This is a genomic window from Bacillus rugosus (genome assembly GCF_023238245.1).
Lineage (GTDB): Bacteria > Bacillota > Bacilli > Bacillales > Bacillaceae > Bacillus > Bacillus rugosus.
The window spans coordinates 251,335-269,598 of the sequence record NZ_CP096590.1; the positions used below are offsets into that span (position 1 = coordinate 251,335).

15 protein-coding genes are annotated in these 18,264 nt (G+C 47.0%); 8 read left to right on the forward strand and 7 right to left on the reverse strand.

Annotated features, from left to right (window positions below; genetic code table 11):
* Positions 1 to 25: 25 nt before the first annotated feature.
* The 3 genes from gltP to nagB form a co-directional block, all read right to left on the reverse strand.
* Complete coding sequence (gene gltP, locus M0696_RS01390) at positions 26 to 1,270, reverse strand: glutamate-aspartate/proton symporter GltP (protein WP_222143465.1); 1,245 nt, start codon at positions 1,268 to 1,270, stop codon at positions 26 to 28.
* A gap of 142 nt (positions 1,271 to 1,412) precedes the next feature.
* Complete coding sequence (ptsG, locus tag M0696_RS01395) at positions 1,413 to 3,308, reverse strand: glucose-specific PTS transporter subunit IIBC (RefSeq protein ID WP_222143466.1); 1,896 nt, start codon at positions 3,306 to 3,308, stop codon at positions 1,413 to 1,415.
* Between the two features lie 11 nt (positions 3,309 to 3,319).
* Complete coding sequence (gene nagB, locus M0696_RS01400; protein WP_248602395.1) at positions 3,320 to 4,069, reverse strand: glucosamine-6-phosphate deaminase; 750 nt, start codon at positions 4,067 to 4,069, stop codon at positions 3,320 to 3,322.
* Positions 4,070 to 4,287: 218 nt separating this feature from the next.
* On the opposite strand from nagB, the gene gamR reads away from it, so the two are divergent.
* The 3 genes from gamR (at position 4,288) to M0696_RS01415 (ending at position 6,584) form a co-directional block, all read left to right on the forward strand.
* Positions 4,288 to 4,995, forward strand: a complete 708-nt coding sequence (gene gamR, locus M0696_RS01405) for a transcriptional regulator GamR (protein ID WP_166854417.1) — start codon at positions 4,288 to 4,290, stop codon at positions 4,993 to 4,995.
* A gap of 33 nt (positions 4,996 to 5,028) precedes the next feature.
* Positions 5,029 to 5,304, forward strand: coding sequence for a DUF1648 domain-containing protein (locus tag M0696_RS01410; protein WP_166854416.1), 276 nt, complete (start codon positions 5,029 to 5,031; stop codon positions 5,302 to 5,304).
* Between the two features lie 212 nt (positions 5,305 to 5,516).
* Positions 5,517 to 6,584, forward strand: a complete 1,068-nt coding sequence (locus M0696_RS01415) for a branched-chain amino acid aminotransferase (protein WP_222143467.1) — start codon at positions 5,517 to 5,519, stop codon at positions 6,582 to 6,584.
* A gap of 35 nt (positions 6,585 to 6,619) precedes the next feature.
* On the opposite strand, the gene mmuP is transcribed toward M0696_RS01415, so the two are convergent.
* From mmuP to M0696_RS01435, 4 genes are all read right to left on the reverse strand, one after another.
* Complete coding sequence (gene mmuP, locus M0696_RS01420; protein ID WP_166854414.1) at positions 6,620 to 8,032, reverse strand: S-methylmethionine permease; 1,413 nt, start codon at positions 8,030 to 8,032, stop codon at positions 6,620 to 6,622.
* Between the two features lie 120 nt (positions 8,033 to 8,152).
* Entirely contained in the window at positions 8,153 to 9,100 is a 948-nt protein-coding gene (mmuM, locus tag M0696_RS01425) for a homocysteine S-methyltransferase (RefSeq protein WP_248602396.1), read from the reverse strand.
* A 124-nt stretch (positions 9,101 to 9,224) separates the two neighbouring features.
* On the reverse strand, positions 9,225 to 10,661 hold the full coding sequence (locus M0696_RS01430; RefSeq protein ID WP_166854412.1) for an alanine/glycine:cation symporter family protein: 1,437 nt from the start codon (positions 10,659 to 10,661) through the stop codon (positions 9,225 to 9,227).
* Positions 10,662 to 10,682: 21 nt separating this feature from the next.
* Positions 10,683 to 11,666: a glutaminase gene (locus M0696_RS01435; protein ID WP_166854411.1), complete on the reverse strand. Its 984-nt coding sequence runs from the start codon at positions 11,664 to 11,666 to the stop codon at positions 10,683 to 10,685.
* Between the two features lie 299 nt (positions 11,667 to 11,965).
* Here M0696_RS01435 and glnK point away from each other — a divergent pair, with 299 nt between their 5' ends.
* The 5 genes from glnK (at position 11,966) to gudP (ending at position 18,259) form a co-directional block, all read left to right on the forward strand.
* On the forward strand, positions 11,966 to 13,198 hold the full coding sequence (gene glnK, locus M0696_RS01440; protein ID WP_166854745.1) for a two-component system sensor histidine kinase GlnK: 1,233 nt from the start codon (positions 11,966 to 11,968) through the stop codon (positions 13,196 to 13,198).
* 10 nt (positions 13,199 to 13,208) lie between these two features.
* On the forward strand, positions 13,209 to 14,153 hold the full coding sequence (gene glnL, locus M0696_RS01445) for a glutamine utilization two-component system response regulator GlnL (protein WP_222143468.1): 945 nt from the start codon (positions 13,209 to 13,211) through the stop codon (positions 14,151 to 14,153).
* A gap of 228 nt (positions 14,154 to 14,381) precedes the next feature.
* The gene (kdgD, locus tag M0696_RS01450; RefSeq protein WP_248602397.1) at positions 14,382 to 15,308 is read left to right on the forward strand and encodes a 5-dehydro-4-deoxyglucarate dehydratase; all 927 of its coding nucleotides are present in this window, start codon (positions 14,382 to 14,384) and stop codon (positions 15,306 to 15,308) included.
* Positions 15,309 to 15,340: 32 nt separating this feature from the next.
* A complete protein-coding gene (gucD, locus tag M0696_RS01455) occupies positions 15,341 to 16,807 on the forward strand; it encodes an alpha-ketoglutaric semialdehyde dehydrogenase GucD (RefSeq protein WP_248602398.1) in 1,467 nt (488 codons plus the stop codon).
* 84 nt (positions 16,808 to 16,891) lie between these two features.
* On the forward strand, positions 16,892 to 18,259 hold the full coding sequence (gene gudP, locus M0696_RS01460; RefSeq protein ID WP_166854407.1) for a glucarate transporter GudP: 1,368 nt from the start codon (positions 16,892 to 16,894) through the stop codon (positions 18,257 to 18,259).
* Positions 18,260 to 18,264 lie beyond the last annotated feature (5 nt).

Here is an 18,264-nt window from a genome sequence, read left to right on the forward strand (position 1 = left end):
CTCAGGAACGAGGTGTTCTTTTTTTCTATATGTTTTCGGTTTGTCCGTTTGCGGAGGCCCATTCTTTTTGGCGGAAGGCCTTTTCCCATTTTGACACCACGATACATGCCATCGCATGCCCCGGTACGTTCACGCCTGTTCTCGCCATGTCCATGACACGGTCAACGCCCGCAATAATAGCAACGCCTTCAGCAGGAAGCCCTACAGCATTGGCAGTCGCCAGAAGTACAACAAGTGAGCCCGACGGAACAGCTGCAATGCCTTTACTGGTCATGACAAGCACAAGCATCATGAGCAGCTGTTGGGACAATGTCATGTCTACATGAAAGGCCTGCGCCAGAAAAATACAGGAAACTGATAAATATAAGCTGGAGCCGTCACAGTTCAGTGACAAGCCGGAGGGAACGACAAATGATACCACTCGTTTCGGGCAGCCGTATTTCTCCATTCTGTCCATCAGCTGGGGGAGAATGGTTTCGGTGCTGGTGGTGGAAAACGCGATCAAAAACAGATCCCATATCATTTTTAACACTTCGAAATACTTAATATGAAAGATGAGACCGACTAACGGAAAGAGGACAAAGAGGATCAGGAACAGACCAAGGAATACTGTGCCAACCAGTTTAAACATAGGAAGGAGGAGTTCGATGCCATATTGGCCTACAGAGGCTGCCATCAGAGCTAACACGCCAATAGGAGCAGTCACCATAACCATTTGCGTGAGTTTGAACATGATTTGAGCGGTGGATTCAAAGAAATTCATAACTGGTTCAGAGGCTTTGCCAATGCCGGCCGCGGCGACACCAAACAAAATTGCAAAGAAAATAACGGCAAGCAAATCATTTCTGGCCATGACATCAATAATGTTTGTAGGGATAATATCGAGGATCATTTGTTTGAAATCAACAACTTTGTCTGTGTAGCCGGAAAGTTCATTGATATCCTTTTTCGCCAAATGGGAGAGGTTAAGCCCGACACCCGGTTTTAAGACATTCGCTAATACAAGTCCAAGCGCCAATACCAACGTGGTAATCACTTCAAACCAAATGATTGTCTTGATACCGAGGCTGCCCATTTTTTTCATGCTTCCGCTTCCTGCGGCTCCGATGACAATGGTAGAAAACACAATCGGCACGACAATCATTTTAATCAAACGGATAAACCCGTCTCCGACAGGCCTCAGTGCCATCCCGAAATCAGGAAAAAAGTGGCCGGCCACTGCGCCGACAGCCAAAGCGATTAAGATTTGGAACGCGATCAATTTTTTCAAATGAATCCCCCTTTTCATGATGATAGGATGAGGCATATTCATACCATTCGTGAATTAAATGAAAGCACCTTATTTCAAATTTTATTTTGATAGCGCTTTCATTATGTTGGCGAAAAAGTCCCCCGCAGCAGGGGGGACTTTTTTACTTCATTTGAATGTGCTTCATATCTTCTTCAGATGCATTTGTGAAAATAACCGGTGTCACAGCGGAAACGGCATGCTGCTTGATGTAATCGAGATTAAATGTAAGAAGCAGTTCGCCTTGTTTGACGGCTTGTCCGCTCGTGACATAGGTTTCAAAGCCTTCCCCATTCAATTTGACGGTATCAATGCCGACATGAATTAGGATTTCGGTGCCACCGGCGCTCATAAAGCCGATGGCGTGTTTCGTTGGAAAAATGGAGACAATTTCTCCATCCGCAGGGGCAACGACTTTTCCTTCTGATGGATCAATCGCAAAGCCCTCGCCCATCATTTTTTCTGAAAAGACTTGATCAGGCACATCTGTCAGAGAGACCGTTTCTCCTTTGAGTGGATAAATAAAAGTCTCTTCGGAAGAAGGCTTTTGCTGTTTGTTAGTCTCTGTATCCAGCGCGGCGGCGGTGTCAGGGACGCCTCCGACCATAATCGTTTTGATGTCGTCTTTTAAGGCATCGGATTTTGTTCCGAATATCGCCTGAAAGTTGTTGTTGATTTCGAGCACGCCTACTGCGCCTAGACGTTTTAATTCATCCTTGCTGACTTGGCTCGGCTGATGAACGGTCACACGAAGCCTTGTAATACAAGCGTCAAGGTTGGCGATATTTTGCTGTCCGCCCAAGGCCTGCAGCACATGAAAGGCAAGCTGGTCTTTTGCTACAGGAGCTTTTGCCTCAGTCTGATCGGCTTCATCTGTTTCACGGCCGGGTGTTTTCAAATTCCATTTCAAAATCGCAAATCGGAACAAATAATAATAAATGAAAGCAAACACGATCCCGACAGGAATGACAACCCAGCCGTTTGTCGACAGCCCGTAGTTCAAGACGTAGTCGATTCCGCCGCCTGAGAACGTATAGCCGTGGCGCACGTGGAATAAATCACAAACGACAAAGATAACGCCGGCAAGAATAGAGTTAATCAAATAAAGCACGGGCGCAACGAATAAGAAAGAAAACTCAACAGGCTCTGTAATGCCTGTCAGCATAGATGTGAGCGCCGCAGAAATCATCACGCCGGAGATCATTTTTTTCTTTTCCGGACGCGCGGTATGGATAATGGCAAGAGCAACTGCCGGCAGACAGAAAATCATGTAAGGAAAATCTCCCATCATAAAGCGCCCGGCTGTCGGGTCTCCTGCGAAAAACCTTGTCAGGTCGCCGGTTACGGTGCTGCCTGTTGACGGGTCTGTGTATTCTCCCATCATAAAATAGAAAGGTGTATAAAAAATATGATGCAGGCCAAAAGGAATCAGCAAACGATAGATCGTTGCATAAAAGAACAGGCCGACCGTTGAATCGGCAATTAAACTGCTGGCAGCGTTAATTCCGTTTTGGATCAGCGGCCAAACAATTGAGAAAATCACGCCGATTCCCAATGAACTGATTGAAGTAATAATCGGGACAAACCGTTTTCCTGAGAAAAATCCAAGGACCGGATGCAGCTCGATTGATGAAAAACGTTTATATAAATAGGCGGCAAGAAGTCCGATAATGATGCCTCCGAATACCCCCATATCAATCAGGTGCTCGGCCCCTTCATAAGGAAGCTGAAGGCCGAGTAATTTTCCCATGTTGTCGAGGGTGACGGTCAAAATTAAATATCCGATGACAGCGGCAAGTCCGGCTACACCCTCTCCGCCAGCTAAACCGATTGCGACCCCCACGGCGAAAATAAGCGGCAGGTTATCGAAAACAACGCCGCCCGCATCCTTTATAATGGAGATGTTCAGTAAATCCTTGTCACCGAAACGAAGCAAAAGACCGGCTGCCGGCAGAACGGCAACCGGAGTCATCAACGCGCGGCCAAGCTGCTGCAGAATTTGAAATGCCTTTTTAAACATGATAGTCTCCTTTATGAGTATGATGCTTTCTTAAGTTTTTGAGCTGCTTTTTGATCGGCGATAACGGTTACATAATTGTGTTTTTGAAGAATGGAGGCTGGTACATCTGTCGTGACAGGGCCTTCTACCATTTTTTGAATGGCATCTGCTTTTCCCTCGCCGCTTGCTAAAAGCACAATATGTTTGCTGAATTCCATGATGGTTTTAATGCCCATTGAAATTGCAAGTCTCGGTACCAGGACAGCATCACCGCCGAAGAATCTGGCATTTGCCTGTATTGTGCTTTCTGACAGCTTAACAATTCGAGTCCGATCCTCAAAATCAGATCCGGGTTCATTAAAACCGATATGGCCATTGGCGCCGATGCCTAGGATTTGAACATCAATGCCTCCCGCCTGACGGATGAGATCCTCGTACACCTTGCATTCAGCCTCAAGCTGCGGATTGTCTCCTTGTGGGATATGGATATGGCCAGGCTGCATATTGATATGCTGAAAAAGCTGTTCGTGCATAAAATGGTTATAACTTTGCGGATGAGATGGAGAGAGCCCAGCATATTCATCCAAATTAAATGTAGTAACCTTTGAAAAATCGATTTCGCCTGCCTGAAAGTCTGAAATCAGCTGCTTATACAAGCCGACCGGCGTGCTTCCTGTTGCCAGCCCGAGAACAGAATCTTTCTTAGCCTGTATCTGCTCTTTAATAATGTTAGCGCTTAACTTACAGAGTTCTTCATAGTGATCGGCTATAATAATCTTCATGTGACACCCCCTCAAAGAGATAGACAAGCACCATATTTGTTATAATCAATTTATGATAGTTGTCATTACGAATTTAGCACCACCCTCATCAAACTGTCAATATAAATTTCTGAAAATTTGTTATAAAAGCAGGATACAAATCTTTCGTATTTGGAGGGCAAGTGGTATGATGGTCTCAATCAAAAAGAACGGTTTACATACAGAATGGGGAGAATGAAATGACAGCTTTATATTCTGTTATCAAGTTTAAAATCATTGAATTAATTAAGTCGGGCAAATATCAGTCGAATGATCAGCTGCCGACGGAGAGCGAGTTTTGCGAACAATATGATGTCAGCAGAACAACTGTGAGACTGGCTCTGCAACAGCTTGAGCTTGAGGGATATATTAAGAGAATTCAAGGAAAAGGAACATTTGTATCGGCGGCAAAAATACAAACGCCGATTCCGCACAAGATTACGAGCTTTGCAGAACAAATGAGAGGTTTGCGTTCTGAATCAAAAGTGCTTGAACTTGTGGTGATCCCTGCTGATCACTCCATTGCCGAGCTTTTGAAAATGAAAGAGAATGAACCTGTTAACAAGCTTGTCAGAGTCAGATACGCCGAGGGGGAGCCCTTGCAGTATCACACCTCATATATTCCTTGGAAAGCGGCACCGGGGCTGGTGCAGGAAGAGTGCACCGGCTCGTTGTTTGAACTGTTAAGAACAAAATACAATATTGAAATCAGCAGGGGCACGGAATCGATCGAGCCAATTTTAACGGATGAAACGATCAGCGGCCACTTGTTAACCAACGTCGGAGCGCCTGCGTTTTTATCAGAATCCCTGACCTATGATAAAAATGAAGATGTGGTGGAATATGCGCAAATTATTACACGGGGAGACCGAACGAAATTCACCGTAGAACAGTCATATCATTCATAAAGCAATGCGTTTTAAGAAAGGAATGGTGGTTCTATGTTTTTATTGACGAATGGAAAAGTGCTGTGGGGGGCTGTCATTGCTGCTTTCATCCTTTCAATCGTGTTTTACCCGTTTCTGCCGGCGGAGATGCCGATTCATTATGATGGAACGAACAGTCCGGATATGACGGTTAACAAGCTGGCGGGGATAGTGATACTTCCTGTTTTGATGGTGGTGTTTGCATGGGCACAGAAGATCAATTGGCAATTTGTGATTGCGGTGTATATTTTGCTGATTTGCCATATTGCCGTCCTTTATTTAGCAATCTAAATCAGACAGCCGGAATGAATCTGGCTGTTTTTCTTTTATTTCATCTTCATTTGACAATGAATGTGGTGTATAATAGCTGATGATCCTAAAGAATATTCTGAAATTTAAAGGTGTGGAGCGGCGTATAATCAAAGAAGAGGCTGTATACTTTTTTTAGTTTTAAAAAGACTGAATATTTAAACAATTATGTTGTGAAAGGTGTGCTGATTAGATTGAATAAGCTTATTGAACGAGAAAAAACTGTATTTCATAAGGAAAAGCCCGACCCGTCATCCTTGGAATTCGGGAAGTATTTTACAGATTATATGTTTGTGATGGATTATGAAGAGGGAATGGGCTGGTACCATCCGAGAATTGAACCGTACGCGCCGCTTACGTTAGATCCGTCTTCATCTGTTTTTCACTACGGCCAGGCTGTCTTTGAAGGATTAAAAGCGTACAGAACGGAAGATGGCAGGGTGCTGCTGTTCCGCCCGGATCAAAATATCAAAAGGCTGAACAGATCTTGTGAGCGCATGAGTATGCCTCCTTTAGACGAAGAGCTAGTGCTTGAGGCATTAACTCAATTAGTTGAGCTGGAGAAAGATTGGGTTCCAAACGAAAAGGGAACGTCACTGTATATTCGTCCGTTTGTCATTGCCACAGAACCGAGTCTCGGTGTGAAGGCATCCAAAAGCTATACATTTATGATCGTGCTTTCTCCTGTCGGCTCCTATTATGGTGATCAGCTGAAGCCGGTGAGAATCTATGTCGAAGATGAGTACGTGCGGGCGGTGAACGGCGGAGTCGGAAGTGCAAAAACGTCCGGAAACTACGCGGCCAGCCTTCAGGCGCAGCGGAAGGCGAATGAACTGGGCTATGACCAGGTGCTGTGGCTGGACGCCATTGAAAAGAAATACGTGGAAGAAGTGGGGAGCATGAACATCTTTTTCGTCATTAACGGGGAAGCTGTCACACCGGCTTTAAGCGGAAGTATTTTAAGCGGAGTTACACGTGCGTCTGCGATTGAACTGATTCGTAGCTGGGGCATTACGGTTCGAGAAGAGAGAGTTTCAATTGATGAGATTTATGCGGCGTCTGCACGCGGCGAATTGACAGAGGCCTTCGGCACGGGTACGGCGGCGGTCGTTACGCCTGTCGGTGAACTGAATATTCATGGTAAAACGGTGATTGTCAACGACGGAAAAATCGGGGATATCTCGAAAAAGCTGTATGAAACGCTAACAAATATTCAGCTTGGAAAAGTGAAGGGCCCGTTCAACTGGACGGTGGAAGTTTGAAGATGAAAAAGAACCTGCTTGGAGGCAGGTTCTTTTTATTTTGAATGAGTCATATCAGCAGGCGGCTGGCTTTTGCGGTTTTTCGCATAATACACTGCATAGCAGATGGCCATAAACGGAATGCCGCAATACAGTGCGATTCTTTGATTTGGATCAAAGGCAATGCCGATGACGGATGCCAGGCATAGCAGGAACGCGGCAATTGGCACGAACGGATACCAAGGGGTGCGGTATTTCAAATCGGCGACCTTGTTTCCCGCTTCAATATAACGTTTTCTGAACATGAATTGAGAAGCGGCGATTCCCATCCATACAACAACGACCGCAAAACCGGAAATCGACACGAGCACAACGTATACCGTGTCCGGCGCAAATACGCTGGACAGCAATGATAGAATGCCGCCGATCATACTGAATATCAGCGCGTTAAACGGGGTTCCTTTTGATGTCAGCTTTGCAAATGTCGGGTGAAGCGTTTTTTCTTTTGATAAAGACCACAGCATCCGGGAAGAAGCGTAAAGCCCGGAATTAGCCGCTGACAGGATCGCTGTCAAGATGACAAAGTTCATGATATCGGCTGCATACGGGACACCGACTCTGTCAAAGACCGCGACAAACGGGCTTTTGATGACGCCTGCATCTTGGATCGGAATCAGCCCTGACAGCACAAAAATCGTTCCGACAAAAAAGAGTGAAAGACGCCAGACCGTTGTTTTAATTGCTTTTGGTATCGTCTTGTCGGGATCAACGCTTTCTCCGGCGGCGATTCCGATCAGTTCAGTTCCCGAGAAGGCAAAATTGACGGACAGCATTGTCATCAAAATCGGGACAAATCCATTTGGAAAGAGCCCGCCTTCCGCTGTGAAGTTGGACAGCATCGGAGCAGCTTCTTCGCCTTGAATCGGGATGATGCCGAACATGGCAGAGCCGCCTAAAAGAATAAACAATATAATGGCTAATACTTTGATGCTGGAAAACCAAAATTCTGATTCAGCGAAAAACTTGACTGAAAATGCGTTCAGCAAGAAAATGAACACCGCAAAGACGGCACTCCACATCCAAACGGAAGTATGGGGGAACCAGCGCTGCATTAACAGGCCGGCTGCGGTGAATTCTGATCCTAATGCTACAGTCCATGTCAGCCAGTACAGCCAAGCGACCGTAAATCCGGTGCCCGGCCCTATGTATTTGGCTGCATAGGTGTGAAAGGCGCCCGTGACAGGCATGGCTACTGACAGCTCACCGAGGCACAGCATGACCAAATAGACGATGCCGGCGCCGACTAAGTAGGCGAGTATCGTTCCTGCTGGGCCTGCCTGCTGAATGGTATAGCCCGAGCTTAAAAACAGTCCGGTTCCGATGACACCCCCTAAGGAAAGCATAAAGAGGTGCCGGCTTTTCATACTTCTCTGAAAGTTTGTCTCATTCTTGTTGTGGGCAGATTTCATCTTTTTCCAACTTTCTATCGGCGATTTATTTCCTACCTAATAAAAAGTCTCATGTCAGCGAGTGACACGAGACTCCGGCGAACCGGCTTTTAGATAGAATATACAAACAATTCCGATAAGTCAAGTTGTTTTTAAAGAGCGCGCCCAAGCCGCAATTTCTTTAATATCTTCAGGTTTTGTCCGGCAGCAGCCGCCAATCAGCTTCGCTCCTTTTTCATGCCAAGTGCGGGCGCTTTGTCCGTAAGGTTCTGCACATGCTGCGCCGTTCCACGTTTTTGTCTCCGGATCATATTGCTCGCCTGAATTTGGGTAGACGGTGATCGGTTTAGATGTGTGCTTTTTTAACTCTTCTATTAAAGAAGGGATATGCTGAAGCGGCGTGCAGTTGATGCCGATCGCTGCAATTTGGCGGTGCTCATCAAGCCATGATGCGCAGTCAGCCGCAGGTGTTCCGTCACTGATATGCAGGCCGTCTTTTGCACTGAAGCTGATCCAAGCATACGTTTCAGGAAATTCCTTCAACAGCCGCACAATCGCTTTTGCTTCGGTCAGACATGGAATCGTTTCGCATGCCAAAACATCAGCTCCGGCTTCGATTAGCGCTTTCATGCGGGGGCGATGAAAATCAACAAGTTCATCCTCTGAGATTCCGTAGTGACCGCGATACTCAGACCCGTCTGCAAGATAAGCACCATAAGGTCCTACAGAAGCAGCAATGATTGGTTTTGGCCGATTCGGACGGTACTCTTCAAGTGACCAAAATTCATCACGTGCTTCAGCTGCGATGCTGACGGACATCTCGATGAGCCGGCGTGCTTCCGCTTCGCTCAGCCCGCGTGCAGCAAAGCCTTCAAACGTAGACTGATAGCTGGCGGTGATCGCACAGTCGGCGCCTGCCACGAAATAATCAGTATGAACTTGTTTAATCAGGTGTGGCTCTTCCATCAGGATTTTTGCCGACCATAGACTGTCGTTCAAATCACAGCCCTTGCGTTCAAGCTCAGTCGCCATGGCGCCGTCTAGCACAATAAGCGGGTATGTATCTAGTATGTGTTGGATAGGGTTCATAGAATGTACCGATGCCTTCTTTCAGATTTTTTGAAAAAGATATGAAAATCGTAATGGAGGTTTACGTGTTTGTCAATAAACGCAAAAGGGAAAGGTGTTCAGCCGTATGTCTGAACACCCTTTTTTATGATATTTGTTTGTTGTTTGTGTCAGCCTGTGTCTCAGAAAGCGGCCAGCATTCAATGCCATTGTGGTTTTTGAGTACACTTTTATAAAAGACCGGATCTTTGCCTGCTTTTTTCTGGCGTGTATAGTCTTGGAGCGCCGCAAAAACGACTTTTGATAATAAGAAAATCGCGATTAAATTCACGACGACCATCAGGCCCATGAACAAATCAGCCAGATCCCAGACGAGCTGGACTTTGGCAACACAGCCAAACACAATCATCGCCAGCACGCCGATACGGTAGACAAAAATCAATTTTTTGCTTTTGTTCAAAAAGCCGATATTGGTTTCGCCATAATAATAGTTCCCGATTAAAGCACAGAAACCGAATAACAAAATCAGAATGGCGAGAAAGCCTGATGCCCAAGATCCGACATGGGAGCTCAGAGAGGCTTGTGTCAACGCGATTCCGCTCAGTCCCGGAGTATGGTAGGCATCTGAAAACAGGATGATAAAAGCGGTGCTTGTACAAATGATTAGTGTATCTGACAGGACACCAAGCGCTTGAATCAGCCCCTGTTTGACAGGATGGCTTGTCGTTGCAGTGGCAGCGGCATTCGGTGCGCTTCCCATTCCCGCTTCGTTTGAAAAGATTCCCCGTCTGACACCCTGCATTAACGCCGCTCCCAAAGCGCCGCCAGCAGCCTGGTCAAAACCAAACGCATTTTTCACGATGAGCGCGATTACGTCCGGCAGCTGCGTAATATTGGTGAAAATCACGAAAAACGCAACTCCGATATACAGAACAGCCAATACGACGACAATGGATTCAGCCAGTTTCGCAATGCGCTTTACACCGCCGAAAATAATCGTGCCGAACACAGCAATTAAAATGAGCCCCAAAGTCAGGCGGTTTGTGCCGAACGCATTTTCAAAGGCGAGGCTGACTGTATTTGATTGAACCGAGTTAAAGACGATACCGAACGATAAGGTAATTAACACTGCGAAAAGCGCGCCCATCCACCTTTTGTTCAACCCTTTTTCCATGTAGTAAGCCGGACCCCCGCGGAAGCCGTTTGCATCTTTTACTTTATAAATCTGAGCCAGTGTGCTTTCCACGAAGCTTGATGCTGATCCGATAATGGCGATAATCCACATCCAAAAGATTGCGCCTGGTCCGCCGAGAGCAATGGCGATGGCAATGCCTGTAATATTTCCCGTTCCGACACGGGCGGCCATGCTGATGCAAAACGCTTGGAACGGAGAAATGCTGTTTTTCGACCGGGAAGCAGCACCTTCTCTTAATACCCTGACCATTTCTTTCAGCATCCGAACCTGTAAAAACTTAAGCCTGAACGTAAAATAGATTCCCAGAGAAAGGAGCAAAACAATTAATAGCTTTGACCACAAAAGATCATTTGCGATACCGACGATATGTTCCAGGATTTGCTGCATACAATCACCTCTTTTTTATGTTTAAAAAATGCTGAGCTCCCACTCCTGTGCCATATGCTTCAGCAGCATACCGCCGGTGAGGCTGTTGCCGTATTCGTCAATGGCAGGCCCGTAAATGCCGATGCCGCATCCGGATTGAAAAGGCTGTTCTCTTCTGGCGCTTGGAGGGACGAGAGCCATGATGCCGCCGGAGACGCCGCTTTTGGCCGGCACGCCGACAAAGGCCGCATATTTGCCTGAAGCGTTGTACATGCCGCACGTCAGCATTAACGCCTTGGCCAATTTTGCCACGTCTTTGGGAATCACCTGCTGGCGGCGAATCGGATGATAGCCGTCATGGGCAAGGATCAGGCCGATCAATGCGATGTCTTCTGTGGTGCCCTCCATGGCGCATTGCTTCAAGTACACCTCAAGCGTTTCTTCTACATCTGCTTCTAAAAAATTTGTTTCTTTTAAATAGTAGGCCAGCGCTCTGTTGCGGTGGGCGGTTTCCCATTCAGACCTGAACACTTCCTCATGAATTCTCGGCCGTTTTCCTACCAAGGTTTCCATCACTGAGTACAGAAACTCGAGCTTATCGTGTGCCGACTCACCCGGTAGAAGTGAGGCGATGGTGAGGGCACCCGCGTTGATCATAGGATTAAATGGCTTTCCCGGCTTGTTGATTTCGAGCCGAATGATTGAATTAAAGGCGTCACCTGTCGGCTCGACATCTACGCGGTCCAGCACATAAGGAATGCCGCGGCTCATGCAGGCGGCAATAAAGCTGATCACTTTTGAAATGCTTTGCAGGGTAAAAGGGACGTTCCAATCGCCGGCATGTATCATTGTTCCGTCAGGCTCCAATATACAAATGCCGAGCTGTGAGTCATTGACTTTTCCTAAAGCGGGGATATAGTTTGCACTTTGTCCATTGGCGGCAAAGGGGCGATAGTGCTCAACCCAATCATGCAGCTGTGATGCCGGGTCTATTTCTGTTTGGGGCTCTTTTATCAATTCTTTCATCGAATTCCTCCTTACTGTTTTTCTTCTTTAAGGACTGAGGTTTATCAAAACGAAGGCTGAAGGGGCATTAAACGCTTTCATAAAAGCGGAAGTATATTTACTGTATAATGGCGACTACAGAATCATACAAAATACGACAAAACTATTTTGAAAATAAGCCGTAAGATTTATAAAAAGCTCATGTTCTGGGTCAAAAGAAATTTGCAGGTTTTCTGCTGTTTCCCCAAAATAGAAGCGAGGATGTGATCATGATAAAATTGGAACGTTTTTTTGAAAAAGACGGATATATACTGGCTCTCATGCTGATTACGGTGCCGCTGGCAGGTGAACTGAAATTTTATCCCCTTAATGAAGAGTTCCGGATCAGCTTTGGCGCACCCGCTTTTTTCTTCTTCTTATCGCTGCTGCGGCAAGTGCCCGCTGTGCTGCCGGGATTTCTGACTGGAGCGGCGGTTTTCATCTTTCGCGTCTTCCTGGAATTATGGGGCGGGGGACACAGCGGACTGACTCCGATTCTGTATGACCAAGCGTCTGGCTTTTTCTTTTATATGACTTACGCCTGTCTGTTTTCCGTATTAAAGGCTAATCGTTTCCGCGAACGGCCGGTTATGCTCGGTTTTATCGGGTTTATGATTGAAATTGTGTCAGATTGTGTCGAGCTGGCCGTGCAGTTTCTCATTTTTCATACGGTTGTCACGCCTGAGAAAATCACGGATATCGCAGTGATTGCGATTTCTCACACATTTATCGTGATGAGTTTTTATACTGTGCTGAAGCTTTATGAAACGCAGTCGAGAGAAAAACAGACGAGGCGGCAGCATGAGCACATGCTGATGATCGTTTCGAATTTATACGAAGAAACGGTGCATTTAAAAAAGACGCTGAAAACGACAGAGCAAGTGACGAACGATTCGTATCAGCTCTATCGGGAAGTGAAGGGCAAGGATGATCAGCTCAGCGGCAGAATCCTGAGGTTGGCCGGAGAGATTCATGAAGTGAAAAAAGACAACCAGCGGATTTTCGCAGGGCTTTCAAAACTGATTTCGAATGAGAGTTTAAGAGATTATATGAGGGCTTCTGATTTGCTGCAGCTTGTGATTCGAATGAATGAAAAGTACGCTGAATCACTGAAAAAGCAGATTGATTTTCACTGCTCGATAGAGGGAGAGCATGACGAATATCACGTATTTATCGTGCTTTCGATTATTAATAATCTAACGGCAAATGCGGTAGAGGCCATGGGAGAAGAGGGGATGATCAGCCTGAGCCTGCGTAGGCCAAATGAGAGTATGGTAGAATTTCAGGTGGAAGACAATGGTCCCGGTATTCCTGAAAAAATAGGAGACATTGTGTTTGATCCGGGCTTTACTTCAAAATATGACGAATTTGGCACGCCTTCTACGGGAATCGGACTTTCCTATGTGAAGGAAATAGTGACTGAACTAGATGGGGATATTACGTTTGATAACCAGCAGCGGGGTGTGGTGTTTGCCATCACGCTGCCTGTCCGGCATTTGATTCAGAAAGGATGAACCGAAAGATATGCGTTTTTTTATCGCTGATGATGACCGTGCAGTACGGTCAATTTTAAGGCAGATCATTGAAGATGAGGATCTCGGAGAAGCTGCTGGTGAAGCGGACGACGGGAGCCAGGTGGAAGGGCATATGCTGCAATTCAAGCAGATTGATATTTTATTAATTGATCTGTTAATGCCCGGAAGAGACGGCATTGAGACGATTCGCCAGCTCCAGAATACGTACTCCGGCAAAATCGTGATGATCTCACAAGTGGAAGCGAAGGAAATGGTCGGGGAAGCGTACTCGCTCGGCATCGAATATTTTATCCATAAGCCGATTAACCGCATAGAAATTGTCACGGTTCTCCAAAAGGTGAAGGAGCGGATCGAGCTTGAGCAATCGATTGGGGCTATTCAGCACTCTCTAAGCCGGCTTGTCAATCGGACTGAACAGAAAGCGCGCCCTCAGCAGCAAAGTGACAGCGGCTTAAAAGAAGCAGGAACATTCCTGTTGTCCGAGCTGGGCATGATGGGGGAAGGCGGCGCACATGATCTCATGGCCGTGCTCCAGTATTTGGCAGAACATGAGCAATCTGAGCCGTACGAAAAACATATCCCTTCGCTCAAACAGATCTTCACCCAAGTAGCGGAACGGAAGCTGGGGGCAGGGGCATCCGAAACGGAGGTCAATCGAGAAATGAAAGCCTCAGAGCAGCGCATCCGCAGAGCGATTATCCATTCACTGCACCATTTTGCTTCATTAGGGACAACTGATTTTTCAAATCCGAAATTTGAAACCTATGCATCGAAATTCTTTGATTTTCCGGTTGTCAGCCAGAAAATGAAAGAACTCCAATCCAAGGATGCAAAACCTCTCGCCCCTGCAAGAGTGAATATGAAAAAATTCATTCACGTGTTCTTTTTGGAAGCGAAGCTTTTGCACGAGACGATGAAACAAAGAACGATGTAAACCAAAACAGCCGCCGATCCGGCTGTTTTTTTGTTGCTACAGAACCCCGGTGGGACAGCGGTTTACTGGTTAATTTATAAAATATCAGAAAATAAAGATATTGACTTATTGTTTATTTGTCTTACAATTAAACAAAAGGATATAGGGAAGGAGCGGATGTAAAACCAAAAAATAATAAAAGCGCTTTCAGTTAGGGGCTGTATATACAAATAATAGGAGGTTATGTTGATGAGCCATATCAGAAAAGCACCCGCTGGAATATTAGGTTTTCCGGTTGCACCTTTTAATACACAAGGAAAACTGGAGGAAGAAGCTCTTTTTCAAAATATCGAGTTTTTGCTTGAAGAAGGCTTGGAAGCGATTTTTATTGCTTGCGGGTCTGGTGAATTTCAATCCCTCAGCCAGAAAGAATACGAGCAAATGGTGGAAGTTGCAGTCTCGGCAGCCGGAGGAAAGGTTCCGGTTTACACGGGGGTGGGCGGTAACCTCAGTACAGCGCTTGAATGGGCGCAGCTGTCGGAGAAAAAAGGCGCCGACGGATACTTGCTCCTGCCTCCGTATTTGGTGCATGGCGAACAGGAGGGGCTTTATCAGTATGCGAAAACGATTATTGAAAGCACCGATTTGAATGCAATTCTTTATCAGCGCGATAACGCCGTTCTCTCTCTTGAACAGATCAAGCGGCTGACAGAATTTGAACAGCTGGTTGGTGTGAAGGACGGGGTGGGGAATATGGATTTGAATATTAATCTCGTTTATACGCTCGGCGACCGCTTAGGATGGCTCAACGGAATGCCGATGGCTGAAGTGACGATGCCGGCTTACCTGTCGATCGGGTTTCACTCCTATTCTTCAGCGATTTCAAATTATATCCCGCATATTTCCCGGATGTTCTATGACGCATTGAAAAACGGAAATAACGAGCTTGTGAAGGAGCTCTATCAGCATGTGATTCTTCCAATCAACAACATTCGCAAGCAACGGAAAGGATATGCCGTATCTTTGATTAAAGCGGGCATGGAGATCATGGGATTGAATGTGAGAAACACAGCCAGACCGCCAGTCGGCCCGGTTGAAAAAGAGCACTATCAGCAATTAGAAGCGATTTTGAAGCAGGCGGCTGACCGTTTTCCGAAAAAAGCCGCGACGGTTTGATAAACAGAAAAAACATGAAAGGGGCAATGGGCATGTCTGTGATCACGGAACAAAATACGTATCTCAACTTTATTAACGGAGAGTGGGTTAAGTCTCAATCAGGCGATATGGTCAAGGTCGAAAACCCTGCGGATGTAAACGATATTGTCGGCTATGTACAGAATTCAACGGCTGAAGATGTGGAACGGGCCGTCGCGGCCGCCAATGAAGCCAAAACGGCTTGGAGAAAGCTGACGGGAGCCGAGCGGGGCCAATTCTTATACAAAACAGCGGATATTATGGAGCAGCACTTAGAGGAAATCGCCTCCTGCGAAACGCGTGAGATGGGAAAAACACTGCCCGAAGCGAAAGGCGAAACAGCCCGCGGAATTGCCATTCTGCGTTATTACGCCGGAGAGGGCATGCGCAAAATGGGTGACGTGATTCCGTCTACTGACAAAGACGCGCTCATGTTCACCACCCGTGTACCGCTCGGTGTGGTCGGCGTGATTTCTCCGTGGAACTTCCCGGTGGCGATTCCAATTTGGAAAATGGCCCCGGCATTGGTATACGGCAATACCGTTGTCATCAAACCGGCGACAGAAACAGCTGTGACATGCGCGAAAATCATTGCCTGCTTTGAAGAAGCAGGGATCCCGGCAGGGGTCATCAATTTGGTGACAGGCCCGGGTTCTGTTGTCGGGCAGGGACTTGCTGAGCATGAAGGTGTAAACGCCGTTACGTTTACGGGTTCAAATCAAGTCGGGAAAATCATCGGGCAAGCCGCTTTAGCGAGAGGAGCCAAATATCAGCTTGAAATGGGCGGCAAAAACCCGGTCATCGTAGCCGATGACGCTGATCTTGAAGAGGCAGCAGAAGCTGTCATTACGGGTGCCTTCCGTTCAACCGGCCAGAAGTGCACCGCGACAAGCCGCGTCATCGTGCAAAGTGGAATTTACGACCGTTTTAAAGAAAAACTCCTCCAGCGCACAAAGGATATTACGATCGGAGACAGCTTAAAAGAGGATGTCTGGATGGGACCGATCGCCAGCAAGAATCAGCTTGACAACTGCCTGTCGTACATTGAGAAAGGTAAACAAGAGGGCGCTTCCCTTTTGATTGGAGGAGAAAAGCTAGAGGACGGTAAGTATCAAAACGGCTATTATGTTCAGCCCGCCATTTTTGACAATGTGACATCTGAGATGACGATCGCCCAAGAGGAAATTTTCGGCCCAGTGATCGCCTTGATCAAGGTGGACGCGATGGAGGAGGCACTGAACATCGCCAATGATGTAAAGTTCGGCTTAAGCGCATCCATTTTCACGCAAAACATCGGCCGAATGCTTTCATTCGTTGATGAAATTGACGCGGGGCTTGTCCGGATTAACGCGGAAAGCGCGGGTGTTGAGCTTCAGGCGCCTTTTGGCGGCATGAAGCAGTCGAGTTCTCACTCCCGCGAACAGGGTGAGGCGGCGAAGGACTTTTTCACGGCAATCAAAACCGTGTTTGTAAAGCCATAATGGTGCTGGAAAGAGGCGGACGTCTCTTTCCCAGCTTTATCACAGCCAGCATATGATTCTCTACTTTGAAAAGGAGAAGATACTATGAAAAAAGACTATGCGAATGTTTCGCCGGCGGGCAAAAAAACGTCTGTACGCTGGTTCATCGTTTTTATGCTGTTTCTTGTGACTTCTATTAACTACGCGGATCGGGCCACGCTTTCCATCACCGGAGATTCCGTCCAGCATGATCTGGGATTGGACTCGGTCGCTATGGGCTATGTCTTTTCTGCTTTTGGCTGGGCCTATGTCATCGGGCAGCTTCCGGGCGGCTGGCTGCTGGACCGGTTTGGTTCAAAGACTGTCATTGCGTTAAGCATCTTTTTCTGGTCGTTTTTTACGCTGCTGCAGGGGGCGATTGGTTTTTTCTCCGCCGGCACAGCGATTATCCTGTTGTTTGCACTGCGTTTTCTGGTCGGCTTGTCCGAGGCGCCTTCATTTCCCGGAAACGGCAGAGTTGTTGCCTCATGGTTCCCAAGCTCTGAGCGCGGGACAGCTTCAGCCTTTTTTAATTCAGCTCAATACTTCGCAATCGTCATTTTTTCTCCTTTAATGGGCTGGCTCACCCACTCTTTCGGCTGGCATTCTGTCTTTGTTGTCATGGGTGCCGCGGGCATTCTTCTGGCTGTTATTTGGCTAAAAACAGTGTATGAACCGAAAAAACATCCGAAGGTCAACGAAGCCGAGCTCGCGTACATCGAACAGGGCGGCGGGCTGATTTCCATGGATGACAGCAAAAGCAAGCAAGAAAAAGAATCGAACTGGCCGTATATCAAACAGCTGTTAACGAACCGCATGCTGATTGGCGTGTACATCGCGCAATATTGCATTACGACTCTCACCTATTTCTTTCTCACATGGTTTCCGGTATATTTGGTTCAGGCCCGCGGCATGTCTATTCTTGAAGCGGGGTTTGTCGCTTCTCTTCCGGCGCTGTGCGGATTTGCCGGCGGCGTGCTTGGGGGCATTGTGTCAGACATCTTACTCAAAAAAGGCCGTTCGCTGACCTTTGCAAGAAAAGCGCCGATCATTGTCGGCATGCTGCTGTCTTGCAGTATGATTGTCTGCAACTATACAGATTCAGCGTGGCTCGTCGTTGTCATTATGTCACTTGCTTTTTTCGGAAAAGGATTCGGCGCATTGGGATGGGCTGTCGTGTCGGACACGTCTCCGAAAGAGTGTGCAGGATTAAGCGGCGGTTTGTTCAACACGTTCGGAAATATAGCCTCAATTACAACGCCGATTATTATCGGCTACATCGTAAATGCCACAGGATCTTTTAATGGCGCGCTCGTGTTTGTCGGTGCTAATGCGGTTGCGGCGATCCTCAGCTATTTGCTGCTGGTCGGGCCGATCAAACGGGTCGTGTTAAAGAAGCAAGAGCAGGACCCCGATCAATCATTGCCTGTTTAACATTA